The sequence below is a fragment of the Flavobacterium panici genome (assembly GCF_024499525.1).
GTDB classification, from domain to species: domain Bacteria; phylum Bacteroidota; class Bacteroidia; order Flavobacteriales; family Flavobacteriaceae; genus Flavobacterium; species Flavobacterium panici.
Window position 1 is genome coordinate 2978878 of the sequence record NZ_CP100437.1, and the last position, 20906, is coordinate 2999783.

Here is a 20906-nt window from a genome sequence, read left to right on the forward strand (position 1 = left end):
AAAAATAATTATGGTTTTTCTAATAATTGAACTTCAAAAATAATATTTGCATTTGGCGGAATAACTCCTCCAGCTCCAGTTGCTCCATAAGCTAAATGAGATGGAATAAAAAGAACTGCTTTATCTCCAAAAGAAAGTTTTTCGATTCCTTCAATAAATCCAGGAATTAAACCATCTTTTTTTCCTGCCTGAAAAGGAATTGGCTGATATCCGTGTTGTTCTGCTCTTGCCGCATCAAATTTTCCGAAAGTTTTATTTACTTCTTCAATACTTGAATCAAATAAAGTTCCGTTTTCAAGGAAACCAGCGTAGTGAATGTAAACCTGAGTTCCAATTGCAGGTTTTTTACCTGAACCTTTTTCAGTAATAACATATTCTAAACCAGTTGAAGTTTTAGTTGCTTTTGGTCTTATAGAAGCATAAAAATCTACTTTTTCTTTTTGAGCTCCAGCGTATTTGCTTTGTTCTTTAGCGATATTAGCAAAATAATCGTGGAATACTTTTACAGCATCAAATTTCTTAGCTGCTTCACCATTTCTGATAATAGTTACAGCAACGATATTATCTCCCTGAACTACTTTATTTACTACTTCTTGTCCTTTTTCAACAACGTGTCCAAAAATTGTATGTTTATTGTCTAACCAAGGCGTTTCAACATGCGTAATAAAAAACTGGCTGCTGTTTGTTCCAGGTCCGTTGTTTGCCATTGCTAAAACACCGGCTTTGTCGAATTTTAAATCTGAGAATTCATCCTTAAATTTATACCCTGTATCTCCAGAACCTGTTCCTAGCGGATCTCCAGACTGAATCATGAAATCTTCAATAACTCTGTGGAATTTTAAACCGTCAAAAAATGGTTTGTTTTTTAATTTCTCATCTGTTACAAATTCATTTTTACCTTCTGCCAATGTTACAAAGTTTGCAACCGTTATTGGGGCTTTTTTGTAATCTAATTCAACAATGATATGTCCTTTATTCGTTTCGATATCAGCATATAAACCATCTGGTAAATTACTGTGGTCGTCTTTACATGAATACAATGAGCTTACGGCTAATAGTAATAATAAAATACTTTTTTTCATTTTTTAAAATGTTTTTTATGGGTTTATTGTATCTTTTTTAGTTGTTGCGGCTGGTTTTACAGCTGCAGGTTTTGGGGTTTTTACTGGTGCGGTGGCAGCACCTGTACCCGCCGCCGGAGCAGAAGTGGCTTGTGCCGGATCCGGAACAAAATTACGAAGCGTAACAGTACAAATTAGGGATTCATTAGGTCCAATTTTTTTATTGTCTCCGTGGTATCCGTATGCTATATGAGATGGAAACAAAAATGTAACTGTTTCGTTCTTTTTCATGTATTTGATTCCATCACGTAATCCCATCATAATATCTTGTTTGTCTACATAATAAGTCTGTGGGCCAAGATCAGATTCTGAATAAATAAGCGTACCATCGATATTTTTAACTTCTAAATTGAAGTAAGCGATATCTCCTTTTTTTGGAGTTGCAGTTTCGGTAGCACTTTTTTCATCATAAGAGAACCAGTATCCTTTTTTAGTAGCGTAATATTTTACTTTCGGATTGCTTTTAATGATTTTCTTGATAACTTCTTCTTCGCTTGCCACTAACTTTTTATTTCTGTCAGCCGATTTTTTCATAAAAGTACCCGAAGCTCTCGAAATGGGTCTTCGCGCTTCTTCATGGTGTTTACATCCCACCAATAAAACTGCAAAAAGCAGTGAGTAAATGCTAAGTTTTAAGTAGTTCATATTGGTTTATAATTTTAGTTTAGTTACTAAATCCTCAAACTTTTTAACGGTTTCTTTCATTGTAACATCAGATCTTCCGCCGGCAGCGTTTACGTGGCCTCCGCCGTTAAAGTGGTCGCGGGCAAACTGGTTTACATCAAATCCTCCTTGTGAACGGAAAGAGATTTTGATTATTTTTTCGTCTCTATTTTCGATAAAGATAGCCGTAAAAACAATTCCTTTAATGCTTAATCCGTAATTAACAATTCCTTCAGTATCGCCTTTTACATAATGAAAAGAATCTAATTCTTCCTGAGTAAGAGTAGTATAAGAAGTTTTATGTTCTTCAAAAACTTTCATATTCTGAAGCGCACGTCCTAATAATTGCAAACGGCTGTACGAACTGTTATCGTATAGTAAAACCGGAATTTGAGTGTTTTCAACACCTAAATCTATTAATTCTGCAATAATTCGGTGTGTGTTTCCTGTTGTTCCCGGAAAACGAAATGAACCAGAATCAGTTAAAATTCCGGTATAAATACAAGTTGCAATGGTTTTGTCAATATCTTCTTTTTTGTTTAAAAAGGTAATAAAGTTGTAAACCATTTCGCAAGTTGAGCCGTATGAAGTATCAGAATACATATAAGCAGCATAATCATGCGGTTTTTCATGATGGTCGATCATAATAAACGGAGCAGTCAGCTTGGCTAAAGTATGTTCCATTTCGCCAGTGCGGTGAAAAGCATTAAAATCGAGCGTGAAAATCAGCTCGGCTTCTTCTAATATTTTGGTACAGTTTTCAGTATCTTTTTCAAAGATTTTTACCGTTTCTGAACCCGGAAGCCAGGCAAGAAAATCAGGAAAATCGTTTGGTGCAATCACGGTTGGCTGGTGATTGTTTTTTAATAAAAAATGGTATAAAGCTAGAGTAGAACCCATAGCGTCGCCATCTGGTCCTCTGTGAGGAATTATTACAATTTTCTTTGGAGCAGCAAGCAATAATTGAATTGCCTGAATATCTTGTATTTTCATAGTGTGCGAATTTACATTTTTTTAATGTAATGCTGAAAATATTTTTGCTGCGGATTATATATTTTGGAATTTAAATTTTGTGTGTAGAATTGGCACACAGATGGCACGGATTCGCTTTCGCGAAAACGCTGATTTTAGCGGATTTTAATTTGTTGGAAATATTCATTTTTCTGTGCGTGGAATTGGCACACGGATGATACGAATTCGCTTTCGCGAAAACGCTGATTTAGGCGGATTTTTTATTTTTGGAAAGAGAGTTTCGTATTAATTGGAATTTGGAATTTAAAAATTGGAATTTATTTTACAAATGCTCTAATTCTTTCGCTTTAAATCTTTGGTACAATTTATACTTCGCACCTTTTATAATTTGTGATTTGTAAATACCAACAGAACCTGATGAAAAATAGGCTATTGTACATCCTATAGCAATAAAAATTCCGGATTCGATGCCGAATAATTCTAATCCCATAATGGTGCAGGCGATAGGAGTGTGGGTTGCGCCGGAGAAAACGGCAACGAAACCAATTCCGGCTAAAAGTGCAATTGGCATCGGGATAAATAAGGATAATGCGCTTCCTAAAGTTGCACCAACGAAGAATAATGGCGTTACTTCTCCGCCTTTAAAACCTGCGCCCAAAGTAAATCCGGTAAATAAAATTTTAAGAAGGAAATCATACCATTCACTCTGGTTTGAAAATGAATCGACAATTACGGGAACTCCAAGTCCGGAGAATTTGGTAAATCCTAAACCTGCAATGGCGATTGCTAAAATAATTCCGCCAATAACTGGCCGAAGCGGCGGATATTTTATGTTTTTGGAAAATAGAGAACCCCAAAAATGTGTGCTTCGTGAAAATAATAAGGCAGCAAAGCCAGAAAGAAGTCCCACTAATATGGTGTAAAATATAGTGCTAAAACTAAGTTCAGAAACAATTGGAATGCTATAATGGGTATGTTTTATTTCCCAAAATTCTACTGTAAAATAAGCGGCATAAGCGACTAAAAATGAAAGTACAATACTTTTAAAATTGATTTTACTGAAATACAAAACTTCTAAAGCAAAAATAGCACCTGCCAAAGGAGTTCCAAAAACAGAAGCAAAACCGGCACTGATTCCCAGAATAATTAAAATCCTGCGCTCAGAGTTATCGAGTTTGAAAATTTTGGTGAATTGATCGGCAATTGCGCCGCCCATTTGTACGGCTGTGCCTTCACGTCCGGCTGAACCTCCAAATAAATGGGTCAATAAAGTTCCTAAAAGAACCAAAGGTGCCATTTTAAACGGAATGACTTTTTTAGGTTTTTCGTATTCTTCAAGCAATAAATTATTGCCTTTTACTACAGATTCGCCCCAATAATAATAACTCGAACCAACTAAAAATCCGCCTAAAGGTAAAAGCCAGATAATCCACTCGTGTTGAATTCTATATTGTGTAACCCATTCTAAAGAAACAAGAAAAAATGCAGATGCAGATCCCGAAAATATGCCAATTAAAGCACAAATAATAATCCATTTAGGAATGGAAAGCAGGATTTGTTTTGAAGGTTGGGAAGTCATTAATTTTTTGTGATGTTTTTGTTGCCACGAATTTCACGAATTTTCACGAATTAATATGTTTTAATTTGAAACAAACCAAAAATAATTAGTGGAAATTCGTGTAATTCGTGGCAAAAAACTATTTACTGTATAACAGCTGTAAATTCAATTTCAACTAAATATTCAGGAGCAACTAATTTACTGATTTCATAAAAACCTGTTGTTGGTTTTACATCTTTAAAAAAAGCAGAATGTGCTCTGGCAACTTCTTCAAAAGTATCAACATTAGTAGTGAAAATACGAGTTCTGATAACGTCTTTAATTCCAACGTTTAAGTCTTCTAAAACTTTTTCAACACGTTCAATTATATTATAGGTCTGTGCATAAGCATCGTCGGCTTTAACTTTGTCGCCGTCAACAATTGCCACAGTTCCCGAAACTTCAACGATATTGCCAATTCTTACAGCGCGGCAGTATCCCATTTTGTCTTCCCACGGCGATCCTGTTAAGATATTTTCTCTTTTCATTTTATGAGGTTTTTTGAATTGTTTTGTTTCGTTTTAAAAACAAATTCAGGTTAATTAATGCGTTGCAATTTAGGAAATATGACCGTCAAAAAGAATTATATTGAGTTGAAATCACACCGAAAATCATTCTTTTTTGTGATATTTAAAAAGAGAGATTTACGGTTTATTCTGCTTGATTTTCTTCGTAAATTCGGAGTTTGTTCTGTGTATTTGTCAAATGCTGCTGTAAAGTTTCAATTTTATTCAGCAAATGATAAATAGCATCAATTCCTTCCAAATTAATATTCAGATCATAATGCATGCGAATCATTTTTTCTATGGAAGGCAGTTGTTCCGGCTGCAGATATTCATCATTTTCTTCAATAATAATTTCTACCAAACCATAATTATGAAGCTCAGTAATAAAAGTATTTTCAATTTCGTGATAAATACAAAACTGTTTTATTTGGATTAAGTTCTTGTTACTCATGATTTCTAAGTTTAGATAATTCTGCAAACAATTCTTTTTCTTTTTCAGATAATTGGGTCGGAACTTTTAAGTTATACGTCACAAATAAATCTCCAAATTGATTTTCCTTTTTATAAACAGGAAAACCTTTTCCTTTTAATTTGACCTTTGTTCCGGTTTGAGTTTCGGCAGGAACTTTAATTTTTACCTTTCCGTCAAAAGTCTTGATATTAATTTCTCCACCTAAAATTGCAGTATAAAGATCCAGATCAACATTAGAATATAAATTATTTCCTTCTCTTTTAAAATCAGAATTGTTTTCAATAATAAAGGTAATATACAAATCACCGTTTGGTCCTCCATTTACACCCGCGCCGCCATGTCCGGGAATTTTGATAACCTGACCATTTTCGACTCCGGCCGGAATTGTAATACGGATATTTTTACCATTTACAGTCAAACTTTGTTTGTGTGTAGTATAAGCAGAAGCCAAATCTAATTGCAGTTCGGCATTAAAATCCTGTCCTCTATATTTAGACTGACCTCGGCTGCTTCGCCCAGAACCGTACATAGAATTAAAGAAATCTGAGAAATCACTTCCCGAAAAATCACCTCCGCCAAAACCAGAAAAGTCTTGATTACCTTGCTGTTGTTGTCTCGAATATTGCTGTTGATTTGGATCGTAACCCGCTTTTTCAAACTCGTCGGCATGTTTCCAGTCTTTTCCGTATTTATCGTATTTTTTACGATTTTCAGGATTGCTTAAAACTTCATTAGCTTCGTTGATTTCCTTGAATTTTTTCTCCGCTTCTTTATCATTCGGATTCAAATCAGGATGATATTTTCTGGCCAGTTTTCGATATGCTTTTTTAATCTCAGCTTCAGTTGCTGATTTTGTAACATCTAAGGTTTTATAATAGTCGATATAATCCATCTTTATAAAATTTTAAGATAAAATAAAATGAGATCTTGAAGTTAAGAATAAGTTGTTAACTATCAAAGTGATGTGTAGGTTTAAAGAAAAAATTAACGCATAATCAAGATCCATTTGGAATTTGGAATTTTGTAATTGAGATTTTATTTTAAAATTTTTGGCAGGTTTTTTGATTCCAAAAATTAGCCTAATATATTGTTATAATAGTCTTAAAGTTGTCGCGCCAAACTTATTTATGCTATTTTTGCGATGCTAGACTTGAATGCTAATAAAAAAATATAAAGCCAATTCGATAACCACTTTTCAATGAAGCATATCTTATTTTTTATACTGTTTTTTACTGCTGTAACTGTTTCAGCACAAACTGAATTTGGAACAAAATTCAAGCCAATTCCGGCACCTAAGTTTAGCGCAAAGAAAAAAACACCAATTCCGCAAGTCAAAGATCCACAAGCAGAAACTGCCGATATGCCCAGTATTAAAACGCCAAATGTTTTTGATAATACAAGTATAACTCCAAAATCGCAGCTTCAGGTTGGCGCAGAGAAAAGTAAATTTACCATGTCAACAGAAAATGATTTTGCGAATCCAGGCGATCAATATGTGGCAAAGATGGAAAAAGATTTAAATAAAGCTTTAAAAGATGCAGGATTATTAGAAGGCCGCGGTACATTGGTAAAAGCAAATATTTCCCTTGGAGATTTTAAAACCAAATCGGAATACTTTATTGTTAAATTTCGTGATTTTGGTGCAATCGACGGCGATTTGGTCAGAGTTTCATCAAATGATGTAGTGATTAAAGACCAGATACTTTTAGATTCTGGCTATAAAGATGTAAAAATAAACCTAACCCAAGGTTTTAATAAATTAGATTTTGAAGCTCTAAATATTGGTTCTTTGGGCGGAAATACAGCAGAAATCCGAGTTTACGACGACAAAGGCCAGTTAGTTACAAATGATTATTGGAACAATCTTGCAGCAGGATTTAGAGCAACGATTATCGTTACGAAAGAGTGATTTTTTTTAGATACTAAGGTTCTAAGATGCTAAGTTTTTTATCAGCATTTTAGAACCTTATTTTTTTAATATGAAGCCATTATATTAATACTCTAAGAAAAAGCTTAGAACCTCAGAATCTTAGGCTAAAACGGATCTGCCGTAACTCTAAATTTCATATCCGCTTTCACCGTTACATCTTTCGTAAGCGTTTCTTTAAGTGTAACTTGTGTCCTAATTTTATAGGTGTCGGCTTTTATATATTGATCCAGTCTTTTATCGGTACAAATTAAATCAATCGTATTGCTTGATGAATTGATATTATCCTGATACGCCAGTTCTATTTCTTCAGAATTTGATGTTGAAATATATAAGTGTATCGATTTTAAAAATGTAAAAGTTTTATCAGAAGGATCAGAAATAGAAAGTTTAAGCGATCTGATTTTTACATCTTTTACCAAACTAGCTTTGGTTTTATTGTTTTGAAATTCAGCCGAAGAATTAGTTGTAACATCCGGAGTAATAATTTCTGTTGGTAAATTAAGCGGCGATGTACTTTTAATTTTAATCGATGCTTCGTTTGAAATAGTAAAACTTAATAAATCATCTACAGCATTGCAAGAAGTTAAAAACAGAGACAATAAAAGGATAAGAGCAATTGATTTTGATTTCATAAATATGGGTTTTTATCGTAGATACGATATTTCTTTGGGGTTGGATTTCTCTTTTTTGAGGTTCAGAGTTGCAAAGGTTCAAAGGGACAAAGAAAAAAACTTTAGAATTAACTTAGAGAAACCTCTGAACCTTTGTATCTCTGAACCTTTACACCTAAAAAATCGGAACAATAAAAAAAATATAATTTTTTCATTGTTCCGATTTTTCAATTTCGAATATAAAAAGTATTTTTGCGCATGCAACACAACGTACTTATTTTAGATTTCGGATCGCAATATACACAGCTTATTGCGCGTAGAGTTCGCGAATTAAATATATTCTGCGAAATTTTTCCTTACAATCACTTTCCTAGTGATTTATCAGCTTACAAAGCAGTAATTTTAGGCGGAAGCCCTTTTTCTGTTCGCGCAGAAGATGCCCCGCATCCTGATTTATCTCAAATTAGAGGTAAACTTCCAATGCTTGCCGTTTGTTACGGAGCGCAATATTTAGCTCATTTTAGTGGAGGTGAAGTTGCAGCTTCTAATACTAGAGAATACGGTAGAGCGAATTTATCTTATATAAAAGATAATGAAGTTTTCTTTGAAGGAGTTTCAGAAAACAGTCAGGTTTGGATGAGCCACAGCGATAGCGTAAAAAAACTTCCAACAAATGCTGTGAAATTAGCAAGCACACACGACGTAGAATTTGCCGCTTATAAAATTGAAGGCGAAACAACGTACGGAATTCAATATCATCCAGAAGTTTTCCATTCTACAGACGGATCAAAAATGCTGGAGAACTTTTTAGTTAAAATTGCCGAAGTTCCTCAAAACTTTACACCAAATGCTTTCGTAGAAGAAATGGTGGGAGAATTAAAAGAGAAATTAGGAAATGATAAAGTAGTTTTAGGATTATCAGGCGGAGTAGATTCTACAGTAGCTGCGGTTTTATTAAACCAGGCAATTGGTAAAAACCTTTACTGTATTTTCGTAAACAACGGATTACTTCGTAAAAATGAATTCCAAAATGTATTAGATCAATACAAAGGAATGGGATTAAACGTAAAAGGTGTAGACGCCGGAGATCGTTTTCTTTCTGAACTTGCCGGAATCAGTGATCCTGAAACCAAACGTAAAACTATCGGACGTGTATTTATCGAAGTTTTTGATGATGAATCACATTTAATAGAAGACGTAAAATGGTTAGCACAAGGAACAATTTACCCAGACGTGATTGAATCTGTTTCGGTAAAAGGACCATCTGCAACAATTAAATCGCACCACAACGTTGGTGGATTACCAGATTATATGAAATTAAAAATTGTAGAACCGCTTAGAATGCTTTTCAAAGATGAAGTTAGAAGAGTTGGAGCTACTTTAGGAATAGATCCTGAATTATTAGGAAGACACCCTTTCCCAGGTCCAGGATTGTCAATTAGAATTTTAGGAGATATTACTCCAGAAAAAGTACAAATTTTACAAGATGTTGATTCTGTTTTTATTGAAGGATTAAAATCTTGGGGATTATACGACAAAGTTTGGCAGGCTGGAGCAATTTTGCTTCCGGTAAACAGTGTTGGAGTTATGGGCGATGAGCGTACTTACGAAAAAGTAGTAGCGCTTAGAGCAGTAGAATCAACAGACGGTATGACTGCTGACTGGGTTCATTTACCTTACGATTTCTTGATGAAAGTGTCAAACGACATTATCAACAAGGTAAAAGGCGTGAATCGTGTAGTTTACGATATAAGTTCAAAACCACCTGCAACAATTGAGTGGGAATAGTATTGTTTTTAAAATTAAGGTCTTACATTTGTAAGGCCTTAATTTTTTATAACCTACTATTTATGAGAGAACTTTTAACGATTTCTCTTGTGTTTATTTTGTCTTTTAACAAAATAGCTGCGCAAGATTCAATTATTGAGCACAAAATTCAAAAAGGGGAAACTGCTTATTTCATTGCCCAAAAGTATAAGGTTTCTGTAGACGAGATTTATAAACTCAACCCCGAATCGCAAAACGGAATCAAGGACAACCAAATTATTAAGATTCCCGTTCATTCTCCACAAAAAATAAATCAAGAACAGCAAATTACTCATGTTGTTGGCGAAAAAGAAACACTGTACGGTTTATCTAAAAAATACAATGTTTCTGTAGAAGCTATTCAAAATGCAAATCCAATTCTTGCAAGCGGACTTCAGGTTGGACAGGAATTAATTATTCCGCAAAGTGCTTCAAATCTTCCAAAAACAGAAATTACAGCTCCTTCAAAAACAACACATCTTGTTGTGGCGAAAGAATCTTTATTCAGCATTGCCAGGCAGTATAATGTCTCGGTTCAGGATTTAGAAAATCTAAACAAAGAATTATTGCAAAACGGATTGCAGATTGGACAGACAATTGCCATTCCAAACAAACGAAAAACTTTAGACGGAAAAGTTCGCGTGATTAATCAGGAAACTGTTTTCCATGTGGTTGAACCAAAGGAAACTAAATTTTCGATTTCTAAAAAATACGGAATTACAATCGATCAGCTGGAATCTCAAAATCCGGAAATCATAAACGGATTAATTGTTGGCAATAAATTAGCTATCAATACAAAAGAAATAAAACCAGCCAACGAAAGCGAGGAATTAATGCTGGCTCTTGCCGAGAAACAAGTTGTAGTCGAAAAAACGAAAGCCAAAACCGTTGAAATTGATGATTTAAAAGACAGATTGGTTATTCAAAAAGAAATGAATCAGAAGATTATAAAAATTAACGATTTGAAAGTTAATTTGAATGATATGAACGGTTCAAAAGAAAATTCAGTTGAAAAACTGCGTTTGGTTTTAGAAGCCAATAAAAATGTTCAGGATATTTTAATGGCAAAGTTAGATTCGTTGGTAAACACGATGAACAATGATCTGGTCGAATTAAAACGAATGGATGTTTTAAATGTCGATGAATCAAAACGTCTGGAAAAACAATCATATGAAAGCATCGGAAAAACAAGCGAATTATCATCTCAATTAAAAAAAGAACTGGCAGAAAACCGAAAAGCATATGCCGGCTTAATGAATAAAGTAGAGAAAATCGCCGTTGAAGAAAATCAGGAATACAAGAAGAAAATCCGCGAAAGCGAAAAAAATAAAAATGTTACTTCGATTCAGCAAAGACTTTCTTTAGAGGAAATTAAACGTTACAAAATTGAGCAGGAGCAGGGCGATGCGAAAAATCAATTGCTAATTTCTAAAATTGATTCGCTCGATACTCAAAAACAAATTGAGGTAAAACGTCATATCAGCAAAGCTTCTTATTACAGTATGGAAGCCAGAAAATTTGACGACAAACTGGCTTTGGTTAAACTGAAAAAATATCAGGATGAAGCGATTAAAAAATCAGGTTCTGCAGAAACTTCAAAAGCAGTTTCGCTGGAAGAAATGAAACGGGAACTAAAAGAAAATCCGTTTAAAAATGAAAAAAATATAAAGATTGAAGTTTATGATAATCTTAAAGAAGTTTCAAACGGCTATTACTTAGTTTTGGGTATATTTACAGACGCGCCGCAGCGAGATAAGCTAATTATGCAACTTATTGATTCGGGCGATTTTAACGCTAGTTTTTTCTTTAATATAAACAGCCTTTCTTATTATGTTTATTCAGATAAGTTCCAAAACATGGAAGAACTTCTGTACCAATGCAAGAAAAAAGAGGAAAATGAGTTATATAAGAACGTTATTATTGCTAAGTTAGAAATCGATCTTCGATAATTTTTTGGAAGAATCGACAAGTGGCGTGAATCTTGTATACGAGAAATTAGTATCTTGTTTTTGAATTAAAAATTAAATTGTTTTAGCCTTTATTATGAAATATTATTCAACATTATTTTTACTTGTTTTTTTTGTAACCTGTTCTGCTTTTTCACAAGGAAAAGTGGTGAAATACACAGTTTCAAGTGGAGAAACGGTTAACCAAATTGCTCAAAAATTTAAGGTTACGCCTTTTGATATTTATGAATTAAATCCGGATGCGCGTAATGGCGTGAAACCAAATACGGTTTTGCTGATTCCGGCAGCGTCAAATAAAAATGCAGACAAAAAAGAAACAGCTGCGGTAAAATCTAGCAGTAATGGAAAAGCGACTACGCACGAAGTACAGCCGAAAGAAACACTGTTTGGTCTTGAAAAAAAATATGGCATTAGTGATGAAGCTTTAAAAGCAGCAAATCCTTTTTTAATTACCGATGGTTTACAGCCGGGACAGACATTGACAATTCCTGGAAAAGGCTCTGCATCAAAAGCTGCAGCAACTTCGGATAAAAAACAAAAAGGAGCTGAAAAATATGTTTATCACGATGTTCAGCCAAAAGAAACTAAATTTGGAATTGCCAAACAATACGGAATTTCAATAGAAGAATTAGAAAAGAAAAACCCTGAAATTGTAACAAGTTTACCAGTTGGATATCGATTGACAATTAAAGGAACTGCGCCAAAAACAGAAGTTGCAGCGCCTGTTGCTACAGCTGCAAAACCGGAAGAAACGAAGAAACCTGCAGAATCTAAAAAAGCAGTTTCTTATATGGAATATCAGGTAAAACCAAAAGAAACATTTTATAGTTTAGGAAGAGTTTTTCACTTAACCCAAGAAGAATTAACAGCTTTAAATCCATCACTTTCGGAAGGTGTAAAAGAAGGAATGGTTTTAAAAGTTCCAACAGGATATGTTGCTCCGGCTCCAATTGTTGCACAAGTACAGCCAGCTGAAAAACCTGTACAAACTTCTGTAGAAAAACCAGTTGAAAAAGCGATCGAAAAACCAGCTGAAAAACCAGTTGAAAGCACTGGAGGCGGAATTAAGATTGTAGATAAAGTAAAATCTGAAACCGTTTCTGCAGATCCTGAAATTGTAGAACTAACTAAAAAAAGAGGTCAAAACGAACGCAAGAAAGTAGTTTTATTACTTCCTTTTAACCTGGCTAAATTACAAAGTGATACAACCGGAACGGCAGCACGTTTAAAAACAGATAAATTTTTAAACATGACACTGGATTTTTATTCAGGAGCAATGATGGCGATAGATTCAGCCAGAACATTGAAATTACCAATTGATGTTGCTATTTATGATTCGCAGGAAACAAAAACAACATCGAATATTTCGAGTTTAATTGCACAAAATAAATTACAGGAAGCAGATGCTGTTGTAGGGCCGTTTTACCAAAACAATGCTGAGTCTACAGCAAATTCATTACGTTTATATAATGTTCCTGTTATTTCGCCACTATCAAAAGACGTGGCAAATCCTATCGATAATTTGTATCAGACAATACCATCAAACGATGTGGTTCGAAGTGCAATTTTCGATTATATGAGGGCTAAAAACGGAAACATTGTAGCTGTTGTAGATAAGAAAAAAGAATCAGTTATTAGTTATATTAAACAAAATCAAAAAGGAGTTGTTTTTGCGGCTTTAACAGAAGCGGGAGGTTTAGATGCTGCTAATTTAAAAAGCTTATTACTGCCAACCCGAATGAACTATGTTGTAATGGAAACGGGAAATACTGCTATGATTAAAACAGTAATCAAAGCGTTGACTGATGCTCAAAAATCATGTCAGGTGCAATTGGTAATTTTAGAGCCAAACAGTACGCTTGATACAGACGAAATTAGTTTTGATAACCTGGTAAAACTGAAATTAATGTATCCGTCTGTAACACGTGACAGCGACGATCAGGCAGTTTCAATCTTTAAGAAAGATTACAAGTTGAAAAATAAAGTTTATCCTAATACGTATGCAACCAGAGGTTTTGATGTGACTTTTGATACTATGATGCGTTTGGTTCAGGGTAAAACCTATCAGGAAACGGCAGATTTAATGACGACACAGCAAGTGGATAATAAATTTCAATTTTATAAAAAAGAAGATGGCGGACACGCAAATAAAGGTGTCTACATATTATATTACGATTCAGACTTAACTTTAAAAGAAGCAAATTAATGACATCAAAAGTAACCTACTTAGGCGATTTAAGAACAAGTTCAATACATATACAATCTGGAAGTGAAATCATTTCTGATGCACCGCTGGATAATAACGGAAAAGGCGAAGCTTTTTCTCCAACAGATACAGTTGCAAATGCTTTAGCAAGCTGCATGTTTACCATTATGGGAATTAAAGCCCGTGATTTAAACGTAGATTTAGCTGGTTCAACTGCCGAAGTAACTAAAATTATGAATGCAGAACCAAGAAGAATTGGAGCAATCGAAGTTGTTTTTGAACTAAAAAGCAACGCCGATGATAAGAGTAAAATCATCTTAGAACGTGCCGCAATGACTTGTCCGGTGTTTTTAAGCCTAAGTTCCGAAATTGAAAAAAATGTAACCTTTAATTGGAAATAATTTTTTTTACGATATATTCTAAAAGCCGTCAATATTGACGGTTTTTTTTATGCAATTCTCATAATTAAAAAAATTAACAAAATATTCATATCAAATATTGGTTCTTAAATATAATATGAAGTATCTTTGTCTTGCAAAAAATACGCATATTTATGCAAAAATAATGCAATGTCAAAAGTGAAAACGAGAATCACTTTTTAATATTATTTGGAATCTCTAAGTGAGATAAAAATGATATTCCAAATTCTGCCCTATATCAATAATTTAAATTTTGTTGTATTCCATTTATAAAGGTTTTATCTTTATATGGTATTGATTGCTATTGTTTTAGCAATGTTTTGGCTTGCGTTTTTGCGATGTAAAATAAAATTTTCAGGCTTAAAGCCGATACATAAATCCGAAGAATAAAAAAAAACTATATCATGTTAAAAAGTAAAATAGACAAAGCAACCGGTTTTGAAAAGCGCTTCGAAAACATCAACACCGTTGTTTTTGAAAATTCAGGTGAAGCTTCAAAAGCCGTTGCACAGGAAATTGCAGCTTTAATCCAGTCAAAACAAAAAGAAAACAAGCCTTGTATTTTAGGTTTAGCGACAGGTTCTTCTCCAAAAGGACTTTATGCTGAATTAGTGCGTCTACACAAAGAAGAAGGATTGAGTTTTAAAAACGTAATCAGTTTCAATCTGGATGAGTATTATCCAATGGAACCCAACTCAATCAACAGCTACGTTCGTTTCATGAAAGAACTTTTGTTTGACCACGTTGATATTTTACCTGAAAACGCCCACGTTCCAGACGGACTTTTAACAAAAGAACAAATCGCAGATTACTGCCACGAATACGAAGCAAAAATTGAAGCTTTGGGTGGAATCGATTTGCAGATTCTGGGAATTGGAGGAAACGGACATATTGGTTTTAACGAATCGGGTTCACTTCAAAACTCAAAAACAAGATTAGTGGCACTGGATCATATTACAAGAGTTGCCGCAAGTAAAGATTTCTTCGGATTAAACAATACACCAAGAACAGCCATTACACTTGGAGTTAAAAAAATCATGGAAGCCAAAAGAGTTATTTTACTGGCTTGGGGAGAAGGAAAAGCAAACATCGTAAAAAGATCTGTTGAAGATGAAGTTACAAACCGAGTTCCGGCTTCATTTTTACAGGAACATGACGACGCAGTTTTTATTTTAGATAAAGAAGCTTCTTCAAAATTAATAAGAATCAACAAACCGTGGCTGGTAGAAAAAATCGTTTGGACAGATAAACTAACCAGAAAAGCAGTTTTAGGTTTAGCACTTGATCTTAAAAAACCAATTTTAATGCTTACCGATGCTGATTATATCGAAAACGGAATGAGCGATTTATTGGCAGATTCAGGCCCAGCTTACGATATCAACATTAAAATATTCAACAAACTTCAAAATACGATCACAGGCTGGCCTGGAGGAAAACCAAATGCGGAAGACACCAATCGACCTGAAAGAGCAGAACCGGCTAAAAAACGTGTATTGATTTTCAGCCCGCATCCGGATGATGACATTATCAGTATGGGAGGAACTTTTATGCGTCTGCAGGAGCAGGGACATGAGGTACATGTTGCTTACCAAACGTCAGGAAATATCGCTGTCGCGGATGATGAAGCGTTACGTTTTGCAAGATTCGTGATTGATTACAATGAAAAATTCAACATTAAAAGCGAAGAAGCAGACAACATCTATAAAAAAGCACAAACGTTTTTAGAAAATAAAAAGAACAGTGAAATTGATATTCCAGAGGTAAGATATATTAAAGGTTTAATCAGAAAAGGAGAAGCAAGAGCGACAAGTCATTTTGTGGGATTAACGGATGATCAGATTCATTTTATGGAACTTCCGTTCTATGAAACCGGAACTATTGAAAAGAAACCAATTGGACAAGAGGATATTCAATTGACAATGGATTTGATCGAAAAAATCAAACCACACCAAATATATGCTGCAGGAGATTTAGCAGATCCGCACGGAACGCATAAAGTTTGTCTGGATGCGATTTTTGAAGCTGTAAAAGCTTTAAAACCAAAACCATTTATGAACGACTGCTGGTTATGGTTATACAGAGGCGCTTGGCAGGAATGGGGAATTGACGAAGTTGAAATGGCAGTACCGATGAGCCCGGATCAGGTTTTGGCAAAACGCCACGGAATCTTCAAACACCAGTCTCAAAAAGATGGAGTTGTTTTTCAGGGAACAGATGCCAGAGAGTTCTGGCAGAGAGCCGAAGACAGAAACAGCGAAACAGCAGCTTTATATCAGCAATTAGGTTTAGCAACTTATGCTGCAATGGAAGCTTTTGTGAGATGGCACTATTAAGATTCTAAGTTGGTAAGATGCTGAGGTTCTAAGTTTAATAAAATGAGATTAGTTTGCCACAGATTAAAAAGATTTTCACAGATTTTATTATTCTGTTTTTTGCCATGACTCGAGCGATAGCGAACAGGAAGCAATCACACAAATTTCCACAAATTAAATTCGTGATAATTCGTGTAATTCGTGGCGAAAAAAAATCATTTTAATCCTTTTAATCTGTGGCAAAAGAATAAAAATAATAATAGCTTTGTAAGCAATTAGAAGCAAGAAGAAAGAATGAGTCTATATTTTCTTTCCTCTTGCTTCTTTTTCTTTAAAAAAAATGGAACAAGACAAAAAACTTCTTATAAAATTAGCGCATACCAAAATGCCTTTCGGGAAATACGAAGGACGTTTTTTAATTGATTTACCTGAATATTATGTGGTTTGGTATCATAATAAAGGTTTTCCAAAAGGAGAATTAGGACAGCAGTTGCAGCTTATTTATGAGCTGAAATTAAATGGACTGGAAGAGTTGATTCGGAATATTAAAAAGCAATATTCAAAGCCTTAATTTAAGTATTTATTTTTTTGTTTTTCAAATAAACCTTATTCTGTTGTTTTTTAGACGTATCGTGGATTCTTTTTAAAAAACATGTTATTACATTGCGATAAGCATAAGTAATAAATCATGAGGATAATTCAAAGCGCATGGACATGTAATAAATCAAGCTTATTAACCTCAAATTCGGGCTGGCTTTCTCCTGAATATAACTTAATGTCCTGGTCGTTGAGTTGTTTACAATTAAAACAATATTATCCAGAATTAATTCTCTATAGCGATAGTGTTTCTGCAAAGATGTTGATTGATACTTTGCAGCTTCCTTATACTGATGTTGAATGTAATCTTGATTCTTTAAACATTTATCATCCTCAGCTTTGGGCTTTACCTAAAATAATGGCTTATTCACAACAAGAAAAACCTTTTTTGCATGTGGATGGAGATGTATTTATTTGGAAAAAGTTCGAAGATACTTTACTATCGGGAAACTTAATTGCCCAAAATATGGAAGCAGCTACAGATTATTATGAAAAAATAATGATCTCTTTAGAATCTGCATTAAACTTCTTCCCAGATGAAATTCGAGAGGAGAGAAAATCTAAAAACCCAATTTTAGCTTATAATGCAGGAATATTTGGAGGTAATGATATTTCGTTCTTTAAAGAATATGCATCAAAATCTTTTGATTTTGTGGGAAAAAATATATTGCATCTTTCTAAAATAAATGTTTCAAATTTCAATATTTTTTTTGAACAATATCTTTTTTACTGTTTGGCAAAGAAACAAAATAAAAAAGTAAATGTTCTTTTGCCGGAAACAATTGGAGACAATCAATATAAAGGTTTTGGTGATTTTGGAAGAGTTCCTTATGAAAAGCATTATTTACATTTATTGGGAAGTTATAAGCGAAATGATTTTGTTTGTAAACAAATGGCTAATCGACTTCGACAAGATTATCCTGAGTACTATTATAGAATAATTGATTTATTTAAAAAGAACAAATTGCCGCTTTTTAAGAACTATTATAATTTAGATGGTTTAGATGAAGTGTGTTTGGTTAAAAGATACAATTGTCTAATAAATAAGAGTATAAAAGTTGAAAGAGAGTCTATAACCTCATTAAATTTCGATTTCAAACGAGATCTCAAAAAAGAATTAGGAAATTTTAATTTAAGCAAAAGCCAATTTATAGATTTTGAAATATTTAATTCAAAAATAAATACGATACTTAAAAAAGATTTTCTTTTACTTTCTAAGGATTATTTATACGCACGTGATTGTAAAGCTAGCTTTTATTTTCAAGATTTATTTCAAGACACTATTGGAATTTATAATAAAAAAGTAATAAGAGATAATGATTATCAGAAAATTGAAAGCAAGTATAATTGGAGTTCTTTTATTGAAAAGCAAAAAGTAAAAAAAGAAGGGGAAGTTATTGAACTTGAAGAATCGACTGCGTTTATTACAACTTTAATAGTTCCAGAATGTGACCAAAATAGATTTTCACTATTGTATGTTGATTTATTAGATATACTCATTTTAGATATTCTAAAAATATCGAAAACGATTAGAGAACTACTAGATGAACTAAAACAAAATTTTGAGGCTAATGAATTACACAAGAATTATTCGGAATTCGAAGAGCTGATTTTTGGTAGAATAAAACTGGGTCTTCATGCTAAAACAATAAAATTAAATTATGATTGATAATTTTTTTTAACAATATAAATAATATTAATTAAATATTATTTAAATGTAATTTACTACTATAAAACTTTTAAACTTATGAAAGCTACTAAAAAAATTAAATTTTCTGATATCGCAGGAATGTTGGAAAGAGATGGAATGAGAGAAATTATTGGAGGTTCTGGCGGAGGAGGCACAGCAGGTTCTGGTCTTGGTGGGGGAGCTGGTCCAGCTCTTAGTACAAATCCATTCAACACAAGTTTTACTGGAAGTAATTACGGTGGGTTTGGAGGAGCAAATGCTGTAGGAGGCGGTGTTTATGGTAGTGGTTCCATAACAGGTGCTGGAGAAAGTAGTTATCCGGGATCGCCTTTTTATACCGGTAATACTTTAGGAATAAATAATTTAAATTCATCGACATCTAATTTTAGTTCTAATTCTAGTTATAACTATAATTACAATAATGGTGGATGGATATTAAATTCTGATGGAAGTAGAACAACAAACGATCCTACTGCCATTAGTCGTTATTTAGGTTTTTTAAATGCTAACAATGGAAATGTTACAAATAATCAAATGTATGATTTTCTCAATAGAGAAGTTAGTGCTGGTGGAAGAGAAATAAATAATAACAACCTGCCAGGCATAGTTTTAAATGAAGTTCCTGTAGTTAATAATTACAAAGGACCAAGTACAATTCCACAAGGAGTAGTTTATGATAATGGGATACTTCATATTAACAGTACTAGTAGCGGGCAGGGAGGAGCTATAAATGGTACAAAAGCGGTGTTAACAACTTTTACAAAAACAGAAGTTCTGGACACTCTTACTAAAATTAAATTTTCTGAGATGGTTCATAAATCTATTGTTGATTATGACCCAATAAAAAAAGAACATAATTACGGTAATATGTTTCAACCAACTATGAAATTGAATGCGGAGGGCTTGTATGAAATAGCTTTATATGAGAATTTATCTTTGAACGTTTATGATTTAGATAGTAATAAAGCCAAACATACTACTATTGGGTTTGGACATAAATTGCACGATGGAGCTATAAAATCGACTGATCCAAAATCAATAACTTTTGATCAAGCTGTTACTTTTTTGGCACAAGATGTTATATCAGCGGAAAATGCTTTAAATCAGAAAATGGAAAATATGGATTTAACAGGGCAATTTAACAGAAGCCAGTATTTTGCTCTAGTTGATATGACTTATAATGGTGGTCCTGGGAGTAATGAAAACAGAACTTTAACACATCAAGTTCTTGAAGCAATGAAATCGGGAGGTGTTGCAGCTGCAAATAAAATTATGGAAAACTCTTATCTTAATAAAGTTGATGGAGGGCTCCAAGATAGAAGGTATTTTGAAGCTCAAGCATTTATTTATGGAAGAACTGTAACACCAGAACAAGCAAAAGAAGAATTGAAAAAGTTAGGTCTAAAATAGTAAAACATGAGGAATTTTTATACAATTATGATAATGTTTTTTTTTGTGGCTTGTAAAAAAACAAATCCTGATATTAAATCAATAGATAAAATATCAGAACTAAAAAAAGATATTGGTTTACCAGAGTCATTTACAGATACTCTTAGTTTAATTTCACTTATATCTTCTGATGAAATTGATTATGATAAAAAATTTCTAAAAGTAGATTATAAAAATAAAATTGATAGTTTATTTAGAGTGATGGATGAAGAGTTAAATATTATAGGATTCGAAAATCATTTTAAAGATGATGCTAGATCAGGAATAAATCAATTAAAAGAAAGTTATGTTTTAGATCAAAGTGCTTCTGAATTTATGTGGAGTGCCTCTTATGGTGTTAATTATAGAGAATATAGAATCGATGATAAAGCTTTTCTTCGAATTGAGCAAATGATCTACAAGAGAAGATATGAAGAGTTACTTATTTATAATTTTCATTTAAGAGCTAATCTCACGAGATGGTGGGAAGATCCGAATACATTTTTATATAGAAAAAGACTAAAAGATGTTATGCCTAAGAAGGTTATGGACAGTATGTATCCCTCACATAAAAAATGATTTTAGAATAAATTTAATTGAAATCTACAA

Annotated in this window: 18 protein-coding genes; 10 read left to right on the forward strand and 8 right to left on the reverse strand. The window is 33.4% G+C overall.

Annotated elements, in window-relative coordinates; genetic code table 11:
- Nucleotides 1-8: 8 nt before the first annotated feature.
- The 7 genes from NLJ00_RS12705 to NLJ00_RS12735 form a co-directional block, all read right to left on the reverse strand.
- Nucleotides 9-1082 (reverse strand): peptidylprolyl isomerase, encoded by a 1074-nt coding sequence (locus NLJ00_RS12705; protein ID WP_053474093.1) that lies wholly within the window; start codon nucleotides 1080-1082, stop codon nucleotides 9-11.
- 15 nt (nucleotides 1083-1097) lie between these two features.
- Entirely contained in the window at nucleotides 1098-1766 is a 669-nt protein-coding gene (gldI, locus tag NLJ00_RS12710; RefSeq protein ID WP_256637443.1) for a gliding motility-associated peptidyl-prolyl isomerase GldI, read from the reverse strand.
- A 6-nt stretch (nucleotides 1767-1772) separates the two neighbouring features.
- On the reverse strand, nucleotides 1773-2777 hold the full coding sequence (locus NLJ00_RS12715; RefSeq protein WP_256637444.1) for a DHH family phosphoesterase: 1005 nt from the start codon (nucleotides 2775-2777) through the stop codon (nucleotides 1773-1775).
- A 301-nt stretch (nucleotides 2778-3078) separates the two neighbouring features.
- On the reverse strand, nucleotides 3079-4335 hold the full coding sequence (locus NLJ00_RS12720) for a voltage-gated chloride channel family protein (RefSeq protein ID WP_256637445.1): 1257 nt from the start codon (nucleotides 4333-4335) through the stop codon (nucleotides 3079-3081).
- 122 nt (nucleotides 4336-4457) lie between these two features.
- The gene (locus NLJ00_RS12725) at nucleotides 4458-4841 is read right to left on the reverse strand and encodes a RidA family protein (RefSeq protein WP_256637446.1); all 384 of its coding nucleotides are present in this window, start codon (nucleotides 4839-4841) and stop codon (nucleotides 4458-4460) included.
- 163 nt (nucleotides 4842-5004) lie between these two features.
- Nucleotides 5005-5310, reverse strand: coding sequence for a chaperone modulator CbpM (locus NLJ00_RS12730; RefSeq protein WP_256637447.1), 306 nt, complete (start codon nucleotides 5308-5310; stop codon nucleotides 5005-5007).
- Nucleotides 5303-6223 (reverse strand): DnaJ C-terminal domain-containing protein, encoded by a 921-nt coding sequence (locus tag NLJ00_RS12735; RefSeq protein ID WP_256637448.1) that lies wholly within the window; start codon nucleotides 6221-6223, stop codon nucleotides 5303-5305. Before NLJ00_RS12735 ends, NLJ00_RS12730 begins: the two co-directional genes overlap by 8 nt.
- 306 nt (nucleotides 6224-6529) lie before the next feature.
- Between NLJ00_RS12735 and NLJ00_RS12740 the strand changes: the two genes are divergently transcribed.
- The gene (locus NLJ00_RS12740) at nucleotides 6530-7240 is read left to right on the forward strand and encodes a hypothetical protein (RefSeq protein WP_256637449.1); all 711 of its coding nucleotides are present in this window, start codon (nucleotides 6530-6532) and stop codon (nucleotides 7238-7240) included.
- Nucleotides 7241-7365: 125 nt separating this feature from the next.
- On the opposite strand, the gene NLJ00_RS12745 is transcribed toward NLJ00_RS12740, so the two are convergent.
- Nucleotides 7366-7893 carry a hypothetical protein gene (locus tag NLJ00_RS12745; protein WP_256637450.1) on the reverse strand — a complete coding sequence of 176 codons (528 nt, stop codon included), beginning with the start codon at nucleotides 7891-7893 and terminating at the stop codon, nucleotides 7366-7368.
- A gap of 237 nt (nucleotides 7894-8130) precedes the next feature.
- Between NLJ00_RS12745 and guaA the strand changes: the two genes are divergently transcribed.
- The 9 genes from guaA to NLJ00_RS12790 all read left to right on the forward strand — a co-directional run bounded on the left by guaA (nucleotide 8131) and on the right by NLJ00_RS12790 (nucleotide 20876).
- A complete protein-coding gene (guaA, locus tag NLJ00_RS12750) occupies nucleotides 8131-9660 on the forward strand; it encodes a glutamine-hydrolyzing GMP synthase (RefSeq protein WP_256634017.1) in 1530 nt (509 codons plus the stop codon).
- 62 nt (nucleotides 9661-9722) lie between these two features.
- Complete coding sequence (locus NLJ00_RS12755; RefSeq protein ID WP_256634018.1) at nucleotides 9723-11627, forward strand: muramidase family protein; 1905 nt, start codon at nucleotides 9723-9725, stop codon at nucleotides 11625-11627.
- Nucleotides 11628-11721: 94 nt separating this feature from the next.
- Nucleotides 11722-13851 carry a LysM peptidoglycan-binding domain-containing protein gene (locus NLJ00_RS12760; protein WP_256634019.1) on the forward strand — a complete coding sequence of 710 codons (2130 nt, stop codon included), beginning with the start codon at nucleotides 11722-11724 and terminating at the stop codon, nucleotides 13849-13851.
- Nucleotides 13851-14252, forward strand: coding sequence for an OsmC family protein (locus tag NLJ00_RS12765; protein ID WP_256634020.1), 402 nt, complete (start codon nucleotides 13851-13853; stop codon nucleotides 14250-14252). The genes NLJ00_RS12760 and NLJ00_RS12765 overlap by 1 nt, the downstream gene beginning before the upstream one ends.
- 422 nt (nucleotides 14253-14674) lie before the next feature.
- Nucleotides 14675-16603 carry a glucosamine-6-phosphate deaminase gene (gene nagB, locus NLJ00_RS12770; protein WP_256634021.1) on the forward strand — a complete coding sequence of 643 codons (1929 nt, stop codon included), beginning with the start codon at nucleotides 14675-14677 and terminating at the stop codon, nucleotides 16601-16603.
- A gap of 319 nt (nucleotides 16604-16922) precedes the next feature.
- Complete coding sequence (locus NLJ00_RS12775; RefSeq protein WP_256634022.1) at nucleotides 16923-17153, forward strand: DUF3820 family protein; 231 nt, start codon at nucleotides 16923-16925, stop codon at nucleotides 17151-17153.
- Nucleotides 17154-17270: 117 nt separating this feature from the next.
- Entirely contained in the window at nucleotides 17271-18848 is a 1578-nt protein-coding gene (locus tag NLJ00_RS12780; RefSeq protein ID WP_256634023.1) for a DUF6734 family protein, read from the forward strand.
- 78 nt (nucleotides 18849-18926) lie between these two features.
- Entirely contained in the window at nucleotides 18927-20279 is a 1353-nt protein-coding gene (locus NLJ00_RS12785) for a glycoside hydrolase family protein (RefSeq protein ID WP_256634024.1), read from the forward strand.
- Between the two features lie 6 nt (nucleotides 20280-20285).
- On the forward strand, nucleotides 20286-20876 hold the full coding sequence (locus NLJ00_RS12790; protein WP_180861438.1) for a hypothetical protein: 591 nt from the start codon (nucleotides 20286-20288) through the stop codon (nucleotides 20874-20876).
- The last annotated feature ends 30 nt before the right edge of the window (nucleotides 20877-20906 follow it).